Source organism: Pseudoalteromonas sp. NEC-BIFX-2020_015, from assembly GCF_012952265.1.
In the GTDB taxonomy this organism is placed as follows: Bacteria; Pseudomonadota; Gammaproteobacteria; order Enterobacterales; family Alteromonadaceae; genus Pseudoalteromonas; species Pseudoalteromonas neustonica.
On the sequence record NZ_JABCJL010000002.1, the window covers coordinates 159,472 to 182,659 of the forward strand.

Sequence of the window (23,188 nt, forward strand, 5' to 3'; positions counted from 1 at the left end):
CAACGAGGATACTATGTCTAAAATAACCGTTTCTACTCTCAATAAAATGAAAGCAGAGCAACAAAAAATCACCGCATTAACAGCCTATGACGCCAGCTTTGCTAAGTTATTTCACGATAACGGCGTTGACGTTATTCTAGTAGGTGATTCATTAGGGATGGTTTTGCAAGGCGGTGACGATACGCTAGGTGTTACTAACCAGGATATTGCTTATCATACTCGCAGTGTACGCGCTGGTAGCCGAGATTTATTTGTTATTGCTGATATGCCATTTATGACCTACTCAAACCCTGAACAGAGCTGTAAAAATGCAGCTGAGTTAATGCGTGCTGGTGCAAATATGGTAAAGCTAGAAGGCGGTGAGTGGTTATACGACTCAATTGTTGCTCTTACTCAACAAGGTATTCCTGTGTGTGGGCATTTAGGTTTAACACCACAATCTGTCCATGTTTTTGGTGGCTTTAAAATTCAAGGCCGTAGCGATGAACAAGCACAAAAAATGATTCATGATGCTAAAGCGCTTGAAGCAGCTGGTGCGCAAATGGTTGTACTTGAGTGCATCCCTTCTGAACTTGCAAAATTGATTACTGACGCACTATCTATCCCGACGATTGGTATTGGTGCAGGTAAGTTAACTGACGGTCAAATTTTAGTTATGCATGACTTAGTAGGCATATCAGCGGGTTACATTCCAAAATTTTCTAAAAACTTTTTACTCGAAACTGGCAATATGCCAGATGCCGTTAAAAAGTATTGTGCCGATGTTAAAAACGGTGCATTTCCAAGTACAGAACACGAGTTTAAATAATGCAGGCAATCACTGAAATAAAATCACTACGTAGTCAAATTAAAGCATGGCGACAGGCCGGATTAAGCGTTGCATTAGTGCCAACGATGGGCAATTTGCACCAAGGTCATTTTTCACTCGTTGAAAAAGCCAAAAATATGGCCGATAAAGTGGTCGTGAGCATTTTTGTTAATCCTATGCAGTTTGGTGTAAATGAAGATTTAGATAATTACCCTCGCACACTTACAGCAGATAAACAGGGACTTGCAGAGCTTGGAACCGACATCGTATTTACACCGAGTGTTGAGGCAATTTATCCAAACGGCTTAGGCGCACAAAGCTTTGTTGATGTACCTGACATATCTATGGGTTATTGCGGGGGTTCTCGCCCGGGTCACTTTCGCGGTGTGGCAACGGTTGTCACTAAGCTATTTAACTTAGTGCAGCCTGACTTTGCCTGTTTTGGTGAAAAAGACTTCCAACAATTGCAAGTTATTAAGACCATGACTCGTGATTTATCAATTCCTGTTGAAGTAATTGGTGTCGCAACAAGTCGTGAAGTATCAGGGCTTGCCATGAGCTCGCGTAACGGTTATTTGTCTGCTGAACAAAAAGAAACTGCGACCATATTATTTAAAACACTTAACTGGTGTGCAGAACAGCTTACCAATGGTGAACGTGATTTTATTAGCGTTTGTGAACAAGCAAAGCAACAATTGCAAGATGGCGGACTAAAACCAGATTACTTTGAAATAGCACAGCGAGACACCTTAATAAAAGCTACACTTAACGATAATAATCTAGTGATTTTAACTGCGGCTTATTTAGGTAGCGTTAGGTTAATCGATAACCTGCAAGTTGATATTACATAACAATAATTAGGGATAAGAATGAATTCATTAATAAAGTTATCAAGCGTTGCTGTGTTCGTTACTCTTTTTTCTGGTTGCCAAAACCAAATTGAGAATCCCGAAATGCAACAATGTGCCCAGCAAAACTATCAATGCGAAGTCAATTGTGAGCAACAAAGTACAGGCGAAGGCTTAGTTCATAAAGTCTGCAGCACAAAATGCATTGAAGCGTATAACCAATGCAAGACAAACGCAGAAGCGTTGGGAAATGTTAGATAACCAATTATACCAATCGACTTAAATATTTAACCATTCTAGCGGGCTAAATAAAGCGCTAACAGCGTTAGTAATTTTTCAAGTAGTAACAACTACATGTCAAAATTTCTGCCTTGTTATCACTGTATTTACCTGTCGCTATAAGTAGTCTGTAACTTAACACGATTGGTATTATCTATTTTTCAATATAAAAAAACCGCGCAATGTACATTACGCGGTTTTTTATTAACTTTTATGTTTTAGGGCTTAAAGAAGACCTAGCTTTTTAAGCTCGCTCATCGCCATTTTTCCAGAAAGTGGCACATAACCATCTTTCTCTACAATTTTTTGACCATCTTGTGATAACACCATTTTTAAGAACTCAGCTTCAATAGGAGCAAGTGGCTTATTCGGATGCTTGTTCACATAAACATATAAGAAACGAGACAGCGGATACTTACCTGTTGCTACATTCTCAAGTGTTGCATCAACAAAGTTATCGCCTTTCTTCGCCAGTGGTACAGTACGTACACCAGATGTTTTATAACCGATACCTGAGTAACCAATTGCATTTACTGATGACGAAATTGACTGTACAACAGATGCAGAACCTGGTTGCTCATTTACATTGTTGCGGAAATCGCCTTTACACAATGCTTTCTTTTTAAAGTAACCGTAAGTACCCGATACTGAATTACGTCCGTAAAGTTGGATATCTTTAGCAGCCCAATCACCAACAAGACCCACGTCACTCCAACGATTTACTTGTGAACTTGCGCCACATTTACGTGTTGAAGAGAAGATTGCATCTACTTGATCAATACGTAAACCTTCAATTGGATTATCTTTATGAACAAAGACTGCCAATGCGTCGATAGCAACGCGTACTTCTGTTGGTTTATAACCGTAGCGTTTTTCAAACGCTTCGATTTCTTTTGACTTCATTTTTCGGCTCATTGGGCCAAAGTTTGCGGTTCCTTCAGTCAAGGCTGGTGGCGCAGTTGAAGAACCCGCAGCTTGAATCTGAATGTTTACATTTGGGTAGATACGTTTGTATTCTTCTGCCCAAAAAGTCATCATGTTGGCAAGTGTATCAGAGCCCACAGATGAAAAGTTACCTGAAATACCACTGGTTTTTTGATACTCAGGAATACTTGAATCTACAGCCATAGCTTGTGCAGATACAAAAGTTGTTACAGCCACACCCATTGCGGCAACTAAATTTTTAAATTTCATAGGGGTTACTCCGATTTGTTCGTCCCATTTTCTAACTGTGCTCTACTGTAAAGACATCACATGACAGTTAGATTACTCTAAAATGACAATTTTATGACTTATCTAAATTGGCTAATAAAACCGTTTTATCCTTATTAAAGGAAAATGAAAAGCACGACCCCTCGCCTAATTTACTCTTAATTTTCAATTGGCTATCATGACGTGTTAATACATGTTTAGTGATCGCTAAACCTAAACCAGATCCTCCGGTAGTGCGGCTACGTGCTTTATCAACCCGATAAAAACGCTCGGTTAAACGGTTAATATGCTCTGGGGCAATACCATCACCATTATCAATTACAGAAAAATGGGCTTGGTTTTCTGTGTACTGCCAACTAACTGTAACTTTCCCGCCAGCTTTAGTGTAATGAATAGCATTAAATACCAAATTTGAGAACGCGCTGCGAAGCTCTTCTTCTGAACCTTTAATATCAAGGTTAGTATCTATATCAAAAATTAATTCATGCTCTTTATCTTGATTAAGTGACTGTGCCTCTGTTTGGATATAAGTGAGTAACTGTGGCACATTAATTGGCTTATCGTTATCTTGGCGTCTGGCGCCTTCAATTCGTGATAAAGACAATAGCTGATTGACTAAACTATCCATGCGCTTACATTGTTCAAGCATGGTATTTTGCGCTTTACACCACATTGCCGGCGGCGGCATCATATCGCCATCAAACATTTCTAAATAACCAGATACAACGGTTAAAGGCGTTCTCAGTTCGTGGGATACATTCGCGACAAAATCTTTGCGCATTTGCTCAAGTTGCTTCAAGCGAGTAACGTCACGCACAACAACCATTAACTGCGAGCTGGCGTAAGGCATCACCCTAAATTCTAAAACTTGCTCAACGCTGTGACCACTTTCTAATTCCAACGCTTCATCAAACGACTCAGCATGCATATATTTTACAAACTTAGGATCGCGAACAAGGTTATCTAATCGCTGACCATGATCTGTCGGCCACTGTAAACCAAGTACTTTAAGTGCTAATTGATTACACCACACAATGCTTAGGTCACGTTGTAATACGATTACAGCATCGGGGACTGCTTCTGCACCATCACGAAAACGACGAATTAAATCAGCCAACTCATTTCGTTTTTTACGATTACGATGTTGAAGATGGTAAATCCCTTCAAATACTTGCTCCCATGCACCTTCCCCCTCGGGCGGATTAAAACTATGTTGATTCAATAGCCAATCACTCAGTCGATATAATTGATGATAATGCCAAATCAGTAATGAAAAAGAGCCTAAAAATAAAAGCAAAAATGGCGCACCAATAAGCACGCCAATTAATAATAAAGGTAGAAAATAGATAAACAGACGTTTAGCTAACGCCTGTTTATTGACAACTCGATACATACACTCACTTTACCTTAGAGTAAGTAAATTTAAGCCAATGTTAACATTCGCTAGGTCATCTGTGTGACACTTACAATTTACTAGAAAAACGATAACCTGCACCACGTACAGTTTGTACTAAACGATCATGTCCAAGCGGTGCGATAGCTTTGCGCAGGCGACGAATATGCACGTCTACCGTTCTATCTTCAACATAGACATTAGTCCCCCATACATTATCTAATAATTGCTCTCGGCTATAGACACGCTCTGGATGAGTCATAAAAAAATGTAGTAAGCGGAACTCGGTCGGTCCCATGTCAAGTTCACTACCTTCTGAGGTTACACGATGCGAGATAGGGTCTAGACGTAAACCATGCACTTCTATGGCCTCTTCTAATGAGGTAGGCGATACACGACGAATAACCGCTTTAATACGTGCCATTAACTCTTTTGGCGAAAATGGTTTGGTAACATAATCATCTGCCCCCACTTCAAGACCGCGTACTTTGTCTTCTTCTTCACCGCGCGCTGTGAGCATAATGATCGGGATTTGGCGGGTATATTCGCTTTGTTTGAATTTTTTAGCAATTTGAATTCCACTACCGCCTGGTAACATCCAATCCAGTAATACCATATCTGGATAAGGTTCAACCATAGCTGCAATAGCCGAATCATAATCTTCTGCTTCAATTGCTTGAAAACCATTTTGTTCTAATACAAAAACCAACATCTCTCTGATGGGTGCTTCGTCATCGACGACAAGTACTTTACGTGACATTCCAATTTATCTCTTTCGTTATCGAACTAGTTTTCATTATTATGACTAAGTATGACATTTTTATGAAAGTGTAACGTGTAAATCGAAATGGGGGCAAAAAAAACACTATTTATCCTATATTAGGTCCAAATTAATTGGATATCCTTATATTTCCTAAAAAATTATAAAGCCCGTAACTATATTCCTATTTTTATTATATGGACCGACTACTGTAAAATCGCTTTTTAGTCGGCCATTATTGGTCTAATTTTATTGTTAAATCACAGCAAAACTATAAATTTAAAAATCATACCTTAATGTTAGCGCTAAGTGATCTTGGTTATTTTTGCCATCTAACGAAAACTGCGTATACCACATATACATACGTATTTTCTTAGACACACTACGTTCGATACCAACGGAAGCACCAGTACCCGAATCTTTTAATTTTCCAAATATACCGTCATTATCTTGATACTGAGCTAATAATTTATATTTATCTATTTTATAAGACGCACTGACTAAGTAACCTTCTGCACTAATATCTGTATCAATATTTTTAGCCTCTTGATACATAGCACCAAGCACTAATGGGCCTACTTTTCCCTGCACTGTTGCTCTGCTAATGTCATATCCTGCGACTTTACTGTCATGCGCGACACTTACATAATATGTTGTTTTCTTGAGCTTACTGTCGCCATAAACAGCGGCTATCGATACCCCTGTCTCATCATTTTGCTTTTCGTTTTTATCTGCAACATAGGTAACAATCAACTGCAATTCACCTAACTTCGGTGAACTATAATGCATCACATCACCTAGGCGGTTATCGCCATTAAAGAATGACTTTAGATCACCGCTAAAATCATTCATTACATCTAATTTACCCTGTGATACTTTTAGTGCAGTATCATGACGACCTATTACAACTTGTCCAAAGTTACCTTTAAGCCCCACATATTGATTTCGAGACGTTAGGGTATCCGCATTATTATCAATATTTACAGCAAACTCAAATTTATAAATGGCCTCTAAACTTTTGCCTATTTGTGTATAGCCTTTTACACCAAGTCGGGATGAATAATTTTCTATAGAGGTTTCATTACCTTGCCCTATATCGCTATTTAATAAACCTAAATGAGCTCGACCATAGATTTTAATTGGCTCTGCCAATATGCATGATGAAAATATCACCGTAATAATACAAAAAAGTCGTAAAAAGCATAGAGCCATAATTGGATCCCTTAAAATTCACTTATGTATACCCAAGCCACCTCAAGATGCGAGTTTCAGTTGGAGTTAAAAGCGATTTAGGCAAGGCATTGATTGCAAATAATGGTTGCTCCCTTGTTAAAATCAATAACGCAGTATAAATCGCTTTTAAACCAACCCGTTGGGCGTTTCACAGGGGCTTACTCTCTACGTTGTTACTTTTAAAAGGGACGACCATTATTGCAAAGTAACGCCTTGATATTAAGCCCCTGTGGAACGCTGAATTCTGTATATTGAGGTGGCTTGGGTATAAAAGTCGTCTATAAATGCTTACTGGTCAAATGAATGGATCATTTACACCCAACTAGATCTGTAATAAACGGGTTGGGATCATTATTTTACCTACACATTACGATCTGAGATCGTATTTTTACCAATGACATTTCATAAGTTGTTGATAATTAGTACTACACATCTTCAATTAGATTGTTTTATAAGCGAAACGCCCATTATTCTTTAACTCCTTAGTAAAGATCTGATCCCAAACAACTAAAGTTAGTAAATGAATGATCCCTACTTTATTAGTTAGTAAAAAATCGATCCCCAATGATCAGCCACAAAAAAGCCAGTGAGGCTTCCCTCACTGGCTAATGTAATTTTAACTTAATAATTACATTACTTTATTTGTGGATCTAACTCACCCGTTAAATACTTAAGGTGCATTTCATCAAGTGAAATTGGTTTGATCTTATCAGCTTGCCCTGCAGTGCCAAACGACTCATAACGTGCAATACAAATATCTGTCATTGCTTTGGTCGCTTCAGCTAAATATTTGCGAGGATCAAAATTGGCTGGATTAAGTGCAAGGTGGCGACGAATCGCACCTGTTGATGCTAAACGTAAATCGGTATCAATATTCACTTTACGAACACCAAACTTAATACCTTCAATGATTTGCTCAACTGGCACACCATATGTTTCAGGGATTTCGCCACCGTACTGGTTGATGATCTCAAGCCATTCTTGTGGAACAGACGACGAACCATGCATAACCAAGTGAGTATTAGGGATACGTGCGTGGATCGCTTTAATACGATCAATCGCTAAAATATCATCCGTTGGTGGGCGAGTGAATTTGTATGCACCATGCGATGTACCGCAAGCAATTGCAAGTGCATCGACGTGCGTTTTACTTACAAAGTCAGCAGCTTCTTCAGGATCTGTTAGCATTTGCTCTGTGGTCAGTTTACCTTCAGCGCCAACACCGTCTTCTTCGCCCGCTTCACCTGTTTCAAGTGAACCTAATACACCTAGCTCGCCTTCAACTGACACACCACATGAATGCGCTAGTTCAACTGTTTTACGTGTTACATCAACATTGTACTCATATGATGATGGTGTTTTGCCATCACTCATTAATGAGCCATCCATCATTACTGATGAAAAACCTAATTGAATTGAACGTTGGCAAACGCCTGGTGAAGTACCGTGATCTTGGTGCATGACGACTGGGATATGTGGCCACTCTTCAATGGCAGCTAAAATCATATGACGAATAAAAGGTGCCCCAGCATAGGCACGTGCGCCTGCTGAACCTTGAACAATTACAGGGCTGTTTGTTTTATCAGCCGCCATCATAATTGCGCGGATTTGCTCTTGGTTATTAACGTTAAAAGCAGGCACGCCGTAACCGTGTTCAGCTGCATGGTCAAGAAGTTGTCGCATACTGATTAAAGCCATTGGGTATTCTCCAAATTGTCGATAGCAGTGCATACACTACTACCTAGTTCGAACGGGATAGTTTAATTTGATGCAATCAATACATCACGATAAGCAAGGCTTAGCCAAAATTACCGTTATACAAATCAGCTATTAAATTAGGGTGAGAGGTATTTAATATCTGATCATCGCCAGTGTACAAACCTAAGTTAATACACTGGCCCGTGACTAATTTTACTTAGCACGCTCTTCTAGCATAGCAACTGCTGGTAATTTTTTCCCTTCTAAAAACTCAAGGAAAGCACCGCCACCGGTTGAAATATACGAAATTTTATCGCCAATACCATATTTATCAATCGCCGCTAACGTATCACCGCCACCAGCAATAGAAAATGCATTTGAGTTAGCAATCGCTTGAGCAATTGCACGTGTACCGTTACCAAATTGATCAAATTCAAATACACCAACTGGGCCATTCCACACCACGGTACCTGCATTAGCAATAATTTTTGCAAGTTTATTAGCCGTATCAGGGCCAATATCAAAAATCATATCGGTGTCAGTTACTTCGCTAACATCTTTTAATGTTGCAACCGCAGACTCTGAAAATTCATTACCAACAACGACATCAGTAGGTACAGGTATTTCACCATTATTACTTTTTGCTGCTGCACTTAATTTATTTGCTTCGTCAATTAAGTCAGCTTCATATAATGATTTACCAACTGGGTAACCTGCTGCTGCAATAAAAGTATTAGCAATACCACCACCAGTAACCAATTGGTCAACAATGGTGGACAGTGAATCAAGTACCGTTAATTTAGTTGATACTTTAGATCCACCAACAATTGCTACAAGTGGACGAGCTGGATTATCAAGCGCTTTGCCTAATGCATCTAATTCAGCCGCTAATAATGGACCTGCACAGGCCACATCTGCGAATAAACCAACGCCATGGGTAGACGCTTGAGCACGGTGAGCCGTACCAAATGCATCCATAACATATACATCACATAACGCCGCTAACTTTTTAGAAAGTACTTCGTCATTTTTGCCTTCGCCTTTATTAAAGCGTACATTTTCAAAAACGATGACTTCGTTATCAGCAATTTCAACACCATTTAGATAATCTTTTTCAAGACGCACGTTTTGTTCTAGTGCTTCATTAAGATAATCAACAACTGGTGCTAATGAAAACGCTTCATCATGTTCCCCTTCCGTAGGGCGGCCTAGGTGTGACATAACCATCACTTTAGCGCCTTTTTCAAGGGCTAATTTAATGCTCGGTAGTGCTGCACGAATACGCGCATCTGAGGTCACTTTACCTGCTTTTACTGGTACATTTAAATCTTCACGAATTAACACACGTTTGCCGTGTAAATCTAAATCCGCCATATTTATGACCGACATGGACTTCTCCTTAGTTAACGATACTGGCTGAAAAAATACGATTTATAATTATAAATTAGTTACTTATTGCCATCATTGTACGCGCAGTGTCGAGCATACGATTGGCAAACCCCCACTCATTGTCACACCAGACTAATAATTTTATCAGGCGTTTATGACTAACGCGTGTCTGTGTGCCATCTATAATACAAGAATGCGGATCATGATTAAAATCCACCGATACCAATGGCTCTTCGGTATAACTTAAAATCCCCTCGAGTCGATCCTTTGCCGCTGCTTTTAATGCTTTATTTACAGCTTGTAAGTCGACATCTGCGTTGACCGTTACACTTAAATCCATCGCCGTTACATTAATTGTAGGAACGCGCACTGCAATGGCTTCAAAGCGGCCATGAAATTTAGGTAATATGCGTTCAATACCACGGGCAAGTTTAGTATCAACTGGAATAATTGACTGGCTCGCAGCGCGAGTACGGCGTAAATCGTGATGGTACGCATCAATCACTTGTTGGTCGTTCATCGATGCATGAATAGTCGTGATAGCGCCTGACTCTATACCAAACGCATCATCAAGTACCTTAATAACTGGTACAATACAATTTGTGGTACATGAACCATTTGAGACAATTGTATGCTCAGCTTTAAGTTCATCATCATTAATGCCATAAACAATAGTTGCATCAACGTCTGCGTCTGCAGGCTGTGAAAATAATACTTTTTTTGCGCCTGCATTTAAGTGCAATTGGGCATGCTCTCGAGAGTGATAAACCCCAGTACATTCAAGTACAACGTCAACATCAAGTAATTGCCAAGGTAATTCACTTGGGTTTTGCTCAGCAAATAACGATATGGTATCGCCAGCAACCGCCAGCGAATCTTCCCCTAAAATAACAGGAAACGTAAAACGCCCGTGCGATGTATCATATTTAAGAAGATGAGCAATCCCGTGGGGATCTGCGAGCTCATTGATTGCAACAATTTTGATCTCATCGCTAAGCCCTAATTCATAAAGGGCACGGACAATATTTCGTCCAATCCGACCAAAACCATTTATTGCAAGTTTGATTGCCATTAGATAGAAAATCCACTCTAGTTGCGTGCAGATAAAGGCAACCTGCCTTTTTGATGGCGGTATTGTAATCGACCTAGACTTTGAATATAAGAGGCTAACAGCAGAAATTTAAAATTAACCTGCTATGGCTAGCCCGATTTTCTAGGAAAGCTAAATTATTTAACGCTTAAATAGCTTGCGTACCAAACTACCTGTTAATAAAGAAACAAACATAATCACAATACAATAAATCACTAACATACCTGATGACGTTGCCAGCTCTATTACTTGCTCATTTTCACCCATACATAAGTTGGTTTTATGATCAATCGCGCCACCGCTGTCTAAACAACGATCCACCAACAAAAAACCGTGTAACCACCAAACGGCAAATAAACTGACTAACACACCAACTAAAGAGGGCACTAAATTATTTTTCATAGGATAAACCTAACAACAGATTGAATTACAGCGCGCTACAATAGCAAACTTAAAACCGAATAACCGCACTAACAAAGCCTGATTTTTACACTTTTAAATTAGTACTTAAAGCCTTGTTTGAACACATATTTACCAGCTATTCATCTAATGTAAACATACCTAATCCAGTAAACTGTATGCTTGCTGACTAAGGGATTAATTTATAACAATTCTCTTAATTTTAATACCTGCCCACGACTAATCTGATGACACTGCGCTAACAATAATTCGGCGGTTGCCATAGCGTCAGTCAATGCATGATGACAGGTGTAATGGGGTAACTCATAACGCTCCCTACAGGCACTTAAGGTTAATTCATCCAAAGCAATATCGTGACCTTGTTGATGTAAGCGTTTTTTTTCGATCTGAAAAGTGTCTAGAATTAACTTTGGTTGCACCGTTATACCCAACTCAGCATATGCGAGCTTTAAAAACCCCCAATCGAGCGTGGAATTATGAAACACTAAAATAGCATCTTCAAAATGTGCACTTAGCTGAGTCAAAATCATTTTTAAGCTCAGTCCTTTAGCGATATCTTGCTGTGCAATACCGTGATAAACAGGACTTTGATCTAACTGCTTTACACCTTTATTAATATGATGCTCTGCTTGACTTAGCTTAATACATTGCTGCTCGAGCATTACCCACGCAACCGAGACGATTTCATGTTGTTTAGGATCAAGCCCCGTTAACTCTAAATCAATTACAATAAAACGTTGCTCAAGTGCAGCCTGTGCAAGCAACTGTTTACGTTTCAAATAGCGATTTAACCAACGTTTAACCACTTAGCTTTTGATCCTACTTATTATAAATTGCATTTATAAACTTCCTCGCGCAAATTTAAATGCCGCCGCTTGCTGCGCCTGCTTCACCAAGTAAAACGCCTCTTTGAGTTGGTGACGCTCCAACGAATTTAGCTTATCTGGGTTAATACAATTACTCGGCAAACCCTCTTCATTAATTTGTGTGCGTAAGCGAAGTTGCGTTAAAAATCGCCAGCAATCTTTAAGGTTATACACATCGTGATTACTCAATAATGTATGTTTAAGTAACGCATCTAAACGCTCTTGGGTATTTGCACGGCGAATACCTGCTTTTAATGAATATAAACGCACTATGTCATTAATAATCACCACGCCGCGTTTTTTCAAATCAATGTACTTATGTTGTTTAGCGTCTTTTTCGAGTTTAAATTGATTAAACAAACCGATTGGTACTGAATTAGATTTGATATCCGTCGCCATCGCGGCATAAAACAATTCATTGCGTGATATGCGCGTCAGCTGCTCGCAAAACGAGGCATAAAGCGCCGTTGAGCCTTCAATAAAGCGTAAATCAAAAAATATTTTACAGTTAAGCATCGCCTCAGGTGTTGGGGTTTTAATCCACTTGAAAAAACGCTCACACCAATTAGAAATACTCATACGGCATAATTCATTGCTAGCCATAATATTTCCTGGGCAACGTTTAATACCGCACTCCACTAATTGCTCGCACACAAACTCCCCCATACGGCGAAAGTAATCTTGATGCTGGGCACTTAAATCATTGGGTAATAATAAGCCGTTGTCTTGATCTGAATGCAACGTTTGCTCTTCGCGTGCTTGGGAGCCAAAACAAATAAAACTAAAACTGGTTGGTGCTGCACCATTGTCTTCTTGAAATAAGTGAATTAAACGAGAAGTGAGTGCGTCAGTTAAACCACTTAGTAATTTGCCAATCAATGAGATGTCGTCAATGTTATTAGAAAATCCACGCAGCAACTCTGGTACTTCAGCGGCGTAGCGCTTTAGATCTGCCACACTGTGCGCTTTATAAATGCGGCCAATCAGTTGTACTGGATCACTTTTTTGCTGACGTAATAAATCGGTGCTGGTGATCATCCCCAATGCTTTATGATGTTCATCAAGTACTGGTAAATGGTGAATATTATGTTTAAGCATTAAATGCAGTGCCGAAAACACCCGATTATTCTCAAAAATAAACTTCGGTTTGGCGCTCATAATTGAGCTAACGGCATCTTTTGGATCAACCTCATCAGCTAGCACACGATTACGCAAATCACGATCCGTTACCACGCCAACTAAGCGTTCAAACTCAGTGATCATGATTGATGACACACCATGTTTTTTCATTTTTTTAGCTGTTTGGCGAATGCTCGCATCAGGCGCTAAAGTAACCGCCTTGCGCGACATTAGTTCAGAAATTTTACGCTCAGACCAACTCTCATTTTGACTTTTATAATGCGATGACAACAAACGATTCGCATGTGCGCGCACAAAATACTGCTCAAAGGGTTTATATTCGCGGCGTAGGTAATCAAAGGCGTCTTGATTGAGCATATAAACAATGCCCTCTTTTTGCACTGCCAAGCGATTTTTAATCTCCTCCCCTGTTAATAGTGAAGGAAAACCAAAATAATCGCCTTGTGCTAAGCGAGTGATCACATCTCCTTTAGCATCAACTAAATCATATAAGCCCGAACGAATTAAAAATAACTTAGGGGACGCTGACTGTAACCATTGCGATTGGTTTTCACGGGTCAGGTAAATCACATCAAGGTGCTTTACAAAATATTCTGTTACCGATGCATCTAGATGATTAAAGGGTGTTTGCGCCATTACAAATTGGGCGACTTCCTGTTGCTCATGATTCATAGCCGTACTCGCAAAAAACAATCGTATAACTACTGTACTGCTATCAGAAGTAAATAAAAAGCCCGACTTAAGTCGGGCTTTTTCATCTAACAAATAAAGACATTAAGATTATATTGCACAAACGTTAGATGCCTGCGGGCCTTTTTGACCTTGCTCAACTTCGTAAGACACTTTTTGGCCTTCAGCTAAGGTTTTGAAACCTTCAGATGCAATAGCACGAAAATGAACAAACACATCAGCGCCGCCATTATCCTGAGTAATAAAACCAAAACCTTTCTCTTCATTAAACCACTTTACTACCCCAGTTGTTGAGCTAGACATGCTGTATTCCTTTATATTTGATTAATAAAATTGACGCTGTATATCGTTTTTTACCCAATATCCTGAGTATTAATTAACGAATGCGGTACTGAAAATAATAAATTTAATATTTATCTGACTTTACGTCCCGGTAACAGTACCAACAGTGAAATGTAAATATGATATTAACAGGTACACGTATATTGTAAACACATGCATTCCCCTTAATATAAAAAGCCCGATTTAAGTCGGGCTTTTGGGTATATCAATATACTCATTAATAAAGTAAATTATTAGTGATCGTGTGCTTCACTAGAGCCTTTCGGGTTACGAATACTTTCAACCATTTCTTGAATTTCAAGCGGCGTCTGTGCTGTAAATTTAAGAACGATTGCAGCAACTGAGAAGTTAATGATCATACCGACTAAACCAATACCTTCCGGTGAAATACCTAAGAACCAATGCTCTGGGCTATTAAGCTCTGGGCTGATGAACTTAAAGAAGATGATATAAGCAGCGGTAAAGGTAATACCTGTGATCATGCCTAATACAGCGCCTTCTTTATTCATCTTCTTAGAGAAAATACCCATGATGATTGCCGGGAAGAAACTTGCTGCAGCTAAGCCGAATGCAAATGCGACCACCGACGCCACAAATCCAGGCGGATTAATACCAAAGTAAGCGGATATTACAATCGCGATCATAGCCGCCAACCTCGCTGCGAGTAACTCTTGTTTATCGCTGATGTCTGGTTTTAAAGTTCGCTTGAGCAAATCATGCGATACGGAGGTCGAAATAACCAATAGTAAACCTGCTGTTGTCGATAATGCAGCAGCAATACCACCGGCAGCCACTAATGCAACAACCCATGCTGGTAAGTTAGCAATTTCAGGGTTAGCAAGTACCATGATGTCGCGGTCAACATTAACTTCGTTAGCGCTGTTTGGATCATCAATTTTACCAGCTGTGTAGAACATTTTTCCATCACCATTTTTATCGTTAAAGGTAATTAGGCCTGTTCTTTCCCAGTTTTTGATCCACGCCGGTGCTTCTGCGTATTCAGTACCGCCACCGTCTTTACCGTTAATCGTATCAACCATATTAACGCGGGCAAATGCTGCAACCGCTGGCGCTGTTGTATAAACAATTGCAATGAATACTAAAGTCCATGCTGCAGAGATACGCGTATCTTTAACACGAGGCACAGTGAAAAAACGTACAATGACATGTGGAAGACCCGCAGTACCCACCATTAAGGCACCTGTAATAGCAAATACATCAATCATGCTCTTAGAGCCTTCAGTATACTGTGCAAAACCTAACTCAGCACTTAAGCCGTCAAGTTTATCAAGTACGTAAACACCATCACTACCAATTAGTGTTGCACCAAACCCTGTTTGTGGGAAGAAGTGACCTGTCATCATCATAGAGATAAAGATGGCTGGTACTAAGTAAGCAAATACCAATACACAATACTGTGCTACTTGCGTATACGTAATGCCTTTCATGCCGCCAAGTACGGCATAGAAGAATACGATAACCATACCAATGTATACGCCCGTTTCAATCTCAACTTCTAAGAAGCGAGAGAACACCACGCCTACACCGCGCATTTGGCCTGCTATATAGGTAAAACAAATAAAGATGGCACATAAAATAGCCACTAAGCGCGCTGTGCGTGAGTAGTAACGGTCACCGATAAAGTCTGGCACAGTAAATTTGCCGAATTTACGTAAATAAGGTGCTAAACACATGGCAAGTAGTACATAACCACCCGTCCAACCCATTAAGTAAACGCCGCCATCGTAACCGGCGAAAGAAATAATACCGGCCATTGAGATAAATGACGCTGCACTCATCCAATCCGCCGCTGTTGCCATGCCATTAGCAAGTGGTGGTACGCCGCCGCCTGCTACATAAAATTCTTTTGTTGACCCTGCGCGGGCCCAAATTGCAATGCCGATATAAAGCGCGAAGCTTAAACCGACAATTATAAACGTGAGTGTTTGAACATCCATTACTTAGCTCCTATTCGTCTACGCCATATTTTTTATCTAACGTATTCATTTTGAAAACGTACACAAAAATCAAAGCCACAAAGGTGTAAATAGCGCCTTGCTGGGAGAACCAGAAGCCTAATTTAAACCCAAAAAAGCGTACTTCATTAAGTACATCAACCAGTAATATGCCAAACCCAAATGACACGACAAACCAAACCGCTAATAATTTAAACAGCAGTGAAATGTTTTCCGCCCAGTAAGCTTTTGCTTGTTCTTCATCTTTAAAAGCCATTTTTATTTCCTCTTTAACATCTGTAAAAAGTGATGTGTATTTTGTTTTCTTCGCTAACCAATTTAGCAACGCAGCCTTAACATTGAATTGAGACCATAGTCGTAACAATAAGTTAACGTTTACGTAAACTGTAAACGGTCAGTTGTTAAAAATAAGTAAAAACCCTTTTTTATCAAAGTATTAACTATTTTATGGAATGATTTTAATTATTCACAAACGCTATATGGCAGATCTGCGACATTAGTCTAATGTAATTACAAGCATTGAAATTAACTATAAATATCAACACCTTAAATAAATCACTTTTTAAAGCGTGGAATTGACAGCTCAAAACTGCAAAAACTTCTGGTATGGTGTGCAGTAACATAATAAAAATTGAATAAAAACATGACTGCTGCACTTATTTTTGTTGCTTTGGCATACATTGGCGTGTTGTTTTGGCTGGCTAACTGGGGTGATAAAACCACGCCGCTTGCAAAACGTATTAGCCACCATCCCTTTGTTTACTCGTTTTCATTGGGTATTTACTGTACCTCGTGGACGTATTACGGCTCAGTGGGCACTGCAGCAACAAGCAGTTGGAGTTACTTACCTATTTTACTTGGCCCCGCGTTGCTGTTCTTTTTTGGGCAAGGGTTTTTACGTAAATTGGTACTGGTGAGTAAAAAGCAAAATATTACCACCATCGCTGATTTTATCTCAGCCCGTTACGGTAAACGCCAAACCACGGCTATTATGGTCACTGTAATTGCCTTATTGGCCACTATTCCATATATCGCTTTGCAGCTTAAAGCCCTAAGTAACAGCTTTTTACTACTGCAAAGCGACAATAAAATATCAGGTTCGATGGTGGCACTGTCGGCCACTTTGATCATGGCCATGTTCGCGATCTTTTTTGGCACTCGTAAAGTTGATGTAACCGAATATCGCTCAGGGTTAATGTTAGCTGTAGCCTTTGAATCATTGATAAAACTACTCGCATTAGTAGCTGTGGCAGGTTTAGCACTTTACACCTTGTATAATTTGCCCACAGGCAGACAAGCGCAACTGCAAGAATCGATTTGGCAGCACTGGAACAACTTTAACTTTTTTAGTTTTAACTTTATTGGCCAATCGCTCATGGCAGCTGCTGCAATTATATGCCTGCCACGACAATTTCACGTTACCGTGGTTGATAACCAAGACAAACGCCATTTATTTACCGCCCGCTGGGCATTTCCACTGTATTTATTGCTCACCGCAGCAATGATTTTACCTATTGCCACCGCTGCAATTCACCCCGGTATTGGTAATGGCTTTTCACCCGATAGCTTTGTACTAGCCCTGCCATTGATGCACGACAATGTACTGCTCACAACGTTTGTATTTATTGGAGGGATCTCCGCCGCGACAGCCATGATAGTGGTTGCCACATTAACGCTAAGCACCATGATCTCTAATGACGTCGTATTGCCGCTAATGCTACGTCGTAAATTTAAACGCAACCTAATTACCAGCAGCTATAAGCCACAAATACTGCTCGTACGGCGCTTTACTATTGCCGGTATTTTGATCTTATCGTACTTTTATCAGCAATGGTTTGGCCACGGCAAAGCACTTGCCAGCATGGGGTTAGTCGCCTTTTCATTAGTAACCCAATTACTGCCCGCTATTGTTGGCGGTTTATATTGGCGCAAAGGCCATGCTTATGGCGTATATGCAGGATTGCTTGCAGGCTTTATTTGCTGGATACTTTTTTTAATGTTACCGATATTAGACGCTGGTAATACCTTGGATTCTGAACTACAGCAAACCCTGATCACCCGTGGCACTCTAATCGCTTTATTTGCCAACATAGGTTGCTATATTAGCTTTTCATTAGGTGCTGATGAGCGCTTAATTGACAAAATTCAAGCGGCTGCTTTTGTTAACCCCAAAGAGCAAGCGGTGCTTGCAAGGCGCTTAAACAAAAACGTAAAAGCCACCGTATACGATTTTAAAATACTGCTACAAACATTTTTAGGTATTCAACGCAGTCAACAAGTATTGGCTCAGTTTTCACTTAATCACCAGCTTGGCGAAAATAATACTCACCCCACCTCTGAGTTTATAGCTTACTGCGAACGCGCCCTCACGGGTGTATTAGGTGCATCTTCTGCGCAAGCATTGATCCATACTGTTGCATCAGGTAAACGCATGGCGTTTGAAGAAGTCGTTAACTTTTTTGATGAAACCACGCAAGCACTGCAATTTAATCAAAACTTACTATTTACCTCGCTTGAAAACCTTAGCCATGGTATTTCAGTTGTTGATAAAGAACTTAATTTAGTGGCATGGAACAAACGCTACGCAGAAATGTTTGACTACCCCGATGGTTTTTTAGAGGTAGGCCAACCAATTGAAGACATTATTCGCTATAACGCGCAACGCGGTGAATGTGGTCCCGGCGAAATTGACCGCCAAGTTGATAAACGCGTGCAGCATTTAAAAAATGGCAGCTCACATCACTTTATTCGCCACCGTCGCAATGGCCAAGTGTTTGAGATGATTGGCAACCCACTGCCCGATGGCGGCTTTGTTACTAGCTTTTCAGATATCACTACCCACATTGCCACTCAAAATGCGCTCGAAGAAGTCAATATGGACTTAGAGAACCGCATTGAAGCGCGCACACAAGAAATTCGCACCATCAACAAAGATCTCGAAGCACAAATAGAAAGCCGTGTACAAACAGAGCAAGCACTCACTTTAGCAAAGCGTGAAGCAGAGCAAGCTAATGATAGTAAAACCCGTTTTTTAGCCTTGGCAAGTCACGATATTTTACAGCCACTCAATGCCGCCCGACTCTACCTTGCCGCAATTGATGAAAAATCACTTGCTGATAGCAATATCAACAACTTTGAAAAACTTGGCGCTAGCTTAGATTCAACTGTGCATTTAATGTCAGCTTTACTTGAAATTGCCAAACTAGAGCAAGGCGCCATGACCCCCACACCACGTCATTTTAGTATTGATGATATTTTAGCGCCGCTGCATAATGAATACGCAATATTAGCAAGTGAAAAAGGCCTACAACTCCATGTACGTTCAGGCCAGTTAATTGTGCATAGTGATATCACCTATCTGCGCCGAATTATTCAAAATTTAGTATCTAACGCAGTTAAATATACCGAAAAAGGTAAAGTATTAGTGGCGTGCCGTAAACGAAAACACCATTTACGCATCGAAGTATGGGACACGGGTCCCGGCATTAGTAAAGTAGAACAAGCTAAGATTTTTAATGACTTTTACCGTATTGAATCAGGTGATAACAAAGGCGTTGGTTTAGGGCTTGGTGTAGTCAAACGCATGGTTGATTTACTTAGCCTGCGCCTTGAAGTGGATTCTAACGTAAATAAAGGCAGCCGCTTTAGCATTGAAGTGCCCTATGGTGATAACCAATTTGTACAGCAAAAAAACATCACTAATAGCTTGTTTGAAAACCGCTCCGCAATGAACATTATTGCCGTTGATGACGATCCTGAAAACTTAACTGCAATGGCCAGTTTATTGCAAAAGTGGCAGGCAAATTATCAGTTATTTGAGCAAGTAGAAACCGTGCTGGAGTATGCCAAACAGCATAGTGCACCCGATGTCATTCTAATGGATTATCAACTCGGTCATGACTGCGATGGCATTACATTAATCAAAACCTTACGGGAGATTTGGCAAAGCCCCGTACCTGCAATTTTAATAACCGCAGTACGCGACGACGAGCTAAAACAAGCAACTAAAGCTGCAAACATCCATTACTTATCTAAACCAATCAAGCCAGGGAAGTTAAAAGCACTGCTTAACCACAGTGCTTGATGTAAAAGGTTTTAGGAAAAAGATCAGGCTCTGCCTGATTTTTGCCCTTGCGATTTATCATTGTTTGTCATTTAATTGATTGTATATTATTTGAGCTACACTCATAAGCTAGCGCTATTTTAACTTTGTTATATTACAAGGAGTTTGTATGAATACTTGGGTTTTCATTGCAGGAATAATCGGTTTATTTACATCTTGCGTGCATATTTTTGCTGGACAAGTGGATCCAATTAGACCTTTTCTTAAATCAGATCTTCCCGACATACCTAAAGCAACATTACTGGCCTGTTGGCATATGGTATCTGCCACTCTTGTTATTTGTGGGCTTGTATTAACTTTTGTTGGTTGGTTTAACTTGAACTCATTTCAAAATGTAGTTATCGGAATATCTGTAACATTTATCATTTTTTCATTTGTGTTTTTTACTGTCGGTTGGTACTTTTTCAAACTTAATACGTTTATAAAATTACCTCAGTGGTTACTACTTTTACCTATTGGCGTTTTGGGTATAGTTGGCGCCATCTAAACATATAAATCAGGATAGCTTGCATCAGTCTTCCTAAACCCTATTGTTTAATACCCTAGAGCGATCACGTTTTTAATAAGAATTTGTATAAATTAAACGCTCACTTCATTGGGCCAAGCAAATTGCCGAAATGAGATATTAAACCTTGGACCGATTGCTTTTGGCGTGCTTGCCAAGGCGTGTTGATACATATCTTGAAAATCTTCCCCCATAATTAATAGCGAGCCATCTTCGAGCGTGACACAGTGCTGCTCTTCGTCATTATTTTGGCTTCGAATTAAAAATTCACGCTCAACTCCTAAACTTATTGAAGCAATAATATCTGTGGGGCCAAAAGCCGATAAATCACTGTGAAAGCTCAAACTCTCTTTTCCATCAGGATAATAAAGGCACACAGCAACACTAAACTCGACACCCGTAAGCTCAGCAATTTGCTGTTGCAATCGACTTAGAAGGGGAAACCAAGCAGCATGACGCCCATGGTGTGAAGAAAAAAGCCCAGATTTTTCTAATCTTGGCTCTAAAAAAATCATTCGCCAAGGAAAAATGTTTACTTCGCTACCATCTGGCATTTCAATGAATTCTGGCTCATTCAGATCAAAGCGTACGTTTAACCAGTCAAATATTGCACGACTTTGCGAACGAGACATAAACTGTGAATAGTAATGTGCATCGCAATTTAATGGGAGTTTCACTCACGTACCCTTAACGGTGATTTTAAATCCTTTTTAGAGCTTAGCAGTTTGTAGCGATAAGTAATAAAAAAGAACCTTAAGGCTCTTTTTTATTACTTATCGTGTATGTCATATCAACGTATTTATAGCATTGCTAGTAACTGTGAATGTGGAATGCCCATTCGTGGTAATCGTGCTGGAGTCACTGCAAAGGCTTCTGGAATTTTATCTTTTAATTCAGCCATTTTTTTACGATCATTTTGTTTTTCATACACATAGTATTTAAGGATATTTCCGTACACGTCTTCTTGTGCATCTATCTGTCCTAGTGTGCTTAATGCTTTATCGTAATCAGCTGCATAAATATATGCCAGCGCTAAACTACCAGCCGAGCCTACATGTAATTTACCATCAAGCTCTTTAGATAAACCTTCAAGCTCTGCAATTGCAAGTTCATAACGGCCTAATTGCATGTAAGCGTTTGCTAAAGAATTTTTCAAAAAGTATGGTGGATTACTGCCTTGCTCATACCATTTTTCATACGCGCTCAGTATGTCTTCATACTGTCCAAGTTTAGAGTAGACATACCCTAACAATCTAAAGCTTTGTACTTTCATTTCAACTTCTTCATGGCCAGTAAGCTTATCTCTGTTTAAATACCACTTATGGATCCCAAGTGCTGCTTGCTTTAATAAATCAGGGTTATCACTTTTTGCACCTACGGCGCCCTGAAGTAGATCGGCAAGTTGTTGCTTAAATTGCTCACTCTGAGCAGGCGTCTGTTGAGCATGAGTGCTTGATTGCTTATTCGTTGAATTACTATCAACAATTTGTGCTGCTGCGATTGCACTAAAAGACATTGCCGCCGCGACCATTACTAAATATTTACTTTTCATTGTTTTTTCCTTGTTTAACATTTTGATCCTTTGAATATTAAAGCTCTTTGAATGAGCAATATTCAAAAGTGGGGGGGTAAAAAAGTTATGTGACTGATTATTGCTTTGCTCACAGAGCAGTAAACTGGCGAGATCTAATTGATACTTCCCTTTGAGTTTACGCAAACAGTGCTCATCGCAGCTAAGCTCTAATTGTTCTCGCGCTAAGTTAGCTAATTTTAAGCAAAGTGGGTTCCACCAAAAAATGCTTTCGGCACAACAAATTAACCATGTCCAATAAATATCACCTTGTTGTAAGTGAGTTGACTCGTGTTGGATTACTGAATCCAACTCATCACGCTCTTTCATAGAAGACGCTAACCAAATAACAGGCTTCACCAATCCTGTTGCAAATGCAGGCCCACTAAAGGTTGTAATTCTTATTGGATAATCACTATTAATATGAGCAAACTCATCGCTTAACTTTGAATTAGCATGTAAATTTTTAAGAAGATTGACATACAAAACTACCCGTAATGTAAACAAGGCTATACCGGTACACAGTAAGACCATGAAAATATTACTCAGCGAAAGCGTAAAATCCCGGGTATTTTCAAAAACTGGCAAGCCTTCAGTAGCCACTGTTTGTGTATCGTTTAGGGTGAGAATATTGGTATTAAAAGAAAATTGCGCCACATTAAAAGTATAGCGAGATGCTCCCTCAAACAGTGATAACTGAGACATATATTGCCAAGGAATAAACCAACATAACAAAGCAATCATGAATAAGTAAAAATTTAAACGTGCTGGTGCATTTTTTAACCCTTTTGATGTTAATAAAATGCATAAACTAATTAGTGTGCAGGTTAGGAAGTAATCAATCAT

General features: G+C 39.7%; 20 protein-coding genes. 5 read left to right on the top strand and 15 right to left on the bottom strand.

Annotated elements, in window-relative coordinates; genetic code table 11:
- Positions 1 to 13 precede the first annotated feature (13 nt).
- From panB to HH219_RS02255, 3 genes are read left to right on the top strand one after another with little or no spacing between them, the layout of a single operon-like run.
- Entirely contained in the window at positions 14 to 808 is a 795-nt protein-coding gene (panB, locus tag HH219_RS02245) for a 3-methyl-2-oxobutanoate hydroxymethyltransferase (RefSeq protein ID WP_054204250.1), read from the top strand.
- Positions 808 to 1,659, top strand: a complete 852-nt coding sequence (panC, locus tag HH219_RS02250) for a pantoate--beta-alanine ligase (protein WP_054454896.1) — start codon at positions 808 to 810, stop codon at positions 1,657 to 1,659. Before panB ends, panC begins: the two co-directional genes overlap by 1 nt.
- Positions 1,660 to 1,677: 18 nt before the next feature.
- Positions 1,678 to 1,917, top strand: coding sequence for a hypothetical protein (locus HH219_RS02255; RefSeq protein ID WP_054204252.1), 240 nt, complete (start codon positions 1,678 to 1,680; stop codon positions 1,915 to 1,917).
- A 243-nt stretch (positions 1,918 to 2,160) separates the two neighbouring features.
- Here the strand turns inward: HH219_RS02255 and HH219_RS02260 are convergent, their stop codons facing one another.
- The 13 genes from HH219_RS02260 to HH219_RS02320 form a co-directional block, all read right to left on the bottom strand.
- A complete protein-coding gene (locus tag HH219_RS02260) occupies positions 2,161 to 3,129 on the bottom strand; it encodes a phosphate ABC transporter substrate-binding protein PstS family protein (protein WP_054204253.1) in 969 nt (322 codons plus the stop codon).
- A gap of 91 nt (positions 3,130 to 3,220) precedes the next feature.
- Entirely contained in the window at positions 3,221 to 4,540 is a 1,320-nt protein-coding gene (phoR, locus tag HH219_RS02265) for a phosphate regulon sensor histidine kinase PhoR (RefSeq protein WP_169326507.1), read from the bottom strand.
- A gap of 70 nt (positions 4,541 to 4,610) precedes the next feature.
- On the bottom strand, positions 4,611 to 5,300 hold the full coding sequence (gene phoB, locus HH219_RS02270) for a phosphate regulon transcriptional regulator PhoB (protein ID WP_054204255.1): 690 nt from the start codon (positions 5,298 to 5,300) through the stop codon (positions 4,611 to 4,613).
- Between the two features lie 279 nt (positions 5,301 to 5,579).
- Positions 5,580 to 6,512 carry a porin gene (locus HH219_RS02275; RefSeq protein ID WP_169326508.1) on the bottom strand — a complete coding sequence of 311 codons (933 nt, stop codon included), beginning with the start codon at positions 6,510 to 6,512 and terminating at the stop codon, positions 5,580 to 5,582.
- A 654-nt stretch (positions 6,513 to 7,166) separates the two neighbouring features.
- Positions 7,167 to 8,231: a class II fructose-bisphosphate aldolase gene (fba, locus tag HH219_RS02280; RefSeq protein WP_054204257.1), complete on the bottom strand. Its 1,065-nt coding sequence runs from the start codon at positions 8,229 to 8,231 to the stop codon at positions 7,167 to 7,169.
- A gap of 213 nt (positions 8,232 to 8,444) precedes the next feature.
- Positions 8,445 to 9,620 (bottom strand): phosphoglycerate kinase, encoded by a 1,176-nt coding sequence (locus HH219_RS02285; RefSeq protein ID WP_054204258.1) that lies wholly within the window; start codon positions 9,618 to 9,620, stop codon positions 8,445 to 8,447.
- Between the two features lie 55 nt (positions 9,621 to 9,675).
- Positions 9,676 to 10,692: an erythrose-4-phosphate dehydrogenase gene (gene epd / locus HH219_RS02290; RefSeq protein ID WP_169326509.1), complete on the bottom strand. Its 1,017-nt coding sequence runs from the start codon at positions 10,690 to 10,692 to the stop codon at positions 9,676 to 9,678.
- Positions 10,693 to 10,851: 159 nt separating this feature from the next.
- Positions 10,852 to 11,112 carry a hypothetical protein gene (locus HH219_RS02295; protein ID WP_054204260.1) on the bottom strand — a complete coding sequence of 87 codons (261 nt, stop codon included), beginning with the start codon at positions 11,110 to 11,112 and terminating at the stop codon, positions 10,852 to 10,854.
- 200 nt (positions 11,113 to 11,312) lie between these two features.
- A complete protein-coding gene (locus HH219_RS02300) occupies positions 11,313 to 11,936 on the bottom strand; it encodes a 3'-5' exonuclease (protein WP_054204261.1) in 624 nt (207 codons plus the stop codon).
- A gap of 33 nt (positions 11,937 to 11,969) precedes the next feature.
- Positions 11,970 to 13,808, bottom strand: coding sequence for a DUF294 nucleotidyltransferase-like domain-containing protein (locus tag HH219_RS02305; protein WP_054204377.1), 1,839 nt, complete (start codon positions 13,806 to 13,808; stop codon positions 11,970 to 11,972).
- 108 nt (positions 13,809 to 13,916) lie between these two features.
- Positions 13,917 to 14,129: a cold-shock protein gene (locus HH219_RS02310; RefSeq protein WP_054204262.1), complete on the bottom strand. Its 213-nt coding sequence runs from the start codon at positions 14,127 to 14,129 to the stop codon at positions 13,917 to 13,919.
- A gap of 272 nt (positions 14,130 to 14,401) precedes the next feature.
- Positions 14,402 to 16,126 (bottom strand): sodium:solute symporter family protein, encoded by a 1,725-nt coding sequence (locus HH219_RS02315; protein ID WP_169326510.1) that lies wholly within the window; start codon positions 16,124 to 16,126, stop codon positions 14,402 to 14,404.
- A gap of 10 nt (positions 16,127 to 16,136) precedes the next feature.
- Positions 16,137 to 16,400 (bottom strand): DUF4212 domain-containing protein, encoded by a 264-nt coding sequence (locus HH219_RS02320; protein WP_004586074.1) that lies wholly within the window; start codon positions 16,398 to 16,400, stop codon positions 16,137 to 16,139.
- Positions 16,401 to 16,787: 387 nt separating this feature from the next.
- On the opposite strand from HH219_RS02320, the gene HH219_RS02325 reads away from it, so the two are divergent.
- Positions 16,788 to 20,228, top strand: a complete 3,441-nt coding sequence (locus tag HH219_RS02325; protein WP_169326511.1) for a PAS-domain containing protein — start codon at positions 16,788 to 16,790, stop codon at positions 20,226 to 20,228.
- A 148-nt stretch (positions 20,229 to 20,376) separates the two neighbouring features.
- The gene (locus HH219_RS02330; RefSeq protein ID WP_054204265.1) at positions 20,377 to 20,754 is read left to right on the top strand and encodes a hypothetical protein; all 378 of its coding nucleotides are present in this window, start codon (positions 20,377 to 20,379) and stop codon (positions 20,752 to 20,754) included.
- A 92-nt stretch (positions 20,755 to 20,846) separates the two neighbouring features.
- On the opposite strand, the gene HH219_RS02335 is transcribed toward HH219_RS02330, so the two are convergent.
- Both HH219_RS02335 and HH219_RS02340 read right to left on the bottom strand, forming a co-directional pair.
- Positions 20,847 to 21,449, bottom strand: coding sequence for an alpha-ketoglutarate-dependent dioxygenase AlkB (locus tag HH219_RS02335; RefSeq protein WP_169326512.1), 603 nt, complete (start codon positions 21,447 to 21,449; stop codon positions 20,847 to 20,849).
- Positions 21,450 to 21,571: 122 nt separating this feature from the next.
- Positions 21,572 to 23,188: a M56 family metallopeptidase gene (locus tag HH219_RS02340; RefSeq protein ID WP_169326513.1), complete on the bottom strand. Its 1,617-nt coding sequence runs from the start codon at positions 23,186 to 23,188 to the stop codon at positions 21,572 to 21,574.